Here is a 1,163-nt window from a genome sequence, read left to right as displayed (position 1 = left end):
ATCACCGGAACCTGGTCTCCTGCCTTGAACAATACGGCTACTACGACCTATACGTTTACGCCTAATCAGAATCAGTGTGCCGGCAGTGCCACAATGACGATTGAGGTCAATAATACTACTACACCCACGTTCACACAAGTGGCTCCAATCTGTACCGGTACTGTTTTAGCGGCTTTGCCGGCAACTTCGAATAACGGTATTACTGGTACTTGGTCGCCTGCATTAAACAATACTGCAACGACTACCTACACATTTACCCCTAATCAGAATCAGTGTGCTGGCAGTGCCACAATGACCATCACCGTCAACCCGGTTGTTGATCCTTTATTTACTCAAGTACCTGCCATCTGTGCCGGCGCTAGTTTAGCAGCTTTACCAACACAATCTACTAATGGTATCACTGGGACCTGGTCGCCTGCATTAAATAATACTACAACTACAACGTATACCTTTACACCTAGTCAAAATCAGTGTGCTGGTAGTACAACAATGACAATTCAAGTCAATAGCAATACCACACCAACGTTCACGCAAGTGCCTGCAATCTGTGCTGGTGCTACACTTTCGGCTTTACCAACCCAATCGACTAACGGCATCACCGGGACCTGGTCTCCAGCCTTAAATAATACAGCTACGACAACATATACGTTTACACCAAGTGTGAATCAATGTGCCGGCAGTACCACAATGACGATTGAAGTCAATAATAATACTATACCCACGTTCACACAAGTCCCTGCAATCTGCGCTGGTGCTAATTTATTAGCTCTGCCAACGACTTCTAATAATGGTATCGCAGGTAGCTGGTCGCCTGCATTGAATAATACAGCTACGACAACGTATACCTTTACACCTGATCAGAATCAATGTGCTATTAGTACTACGATGACGATTCAAGTCAACAATAATACCGCGCCAACGTTCTCACAAGTCGCTCCGATCTGTGCTGGTACTACATTAGCAGCTCTGCCAGTAACTTCTAATAATGGTATTACAGGTAGCTGGTCTCCTGCCTTGAACAATGCCACAACGATGACCTATACTTTCACTCCAGTAGCAGGTCAATGCGCGGTTAGTACTACGATGACAATTCAAGTCAATAATAATACCATACCAACCTTCACTCAAGTGCCCGCAATCTGCGCCAGTGCTAATTTATCAGC

1 pseudogene is annotated in these 1,163 nt (G+C 45.1%); it reads left to right on the top strand.

What is annotated here, in order from left to right:
• Window positions 1-1,163, top strand: a pseudogene (locus EMP01_RS15570) (gliding motility-associated C-terminal domain-containing protein); the annotation flags it as partial.

Origin of the sequence: Edaphocola flava, from assembly GCF_004118155.1 — a bacterium.
GTDB classification, from domain to species: Bacteria; Bacteroidota; Bacteroidia; order Chitinophagales; family Chitinophagaceae; genus Edaphocola; species Edaphocola flava.
This window is presented reverse-complemented; position numbering and strand designations above follow the sequence as displayed.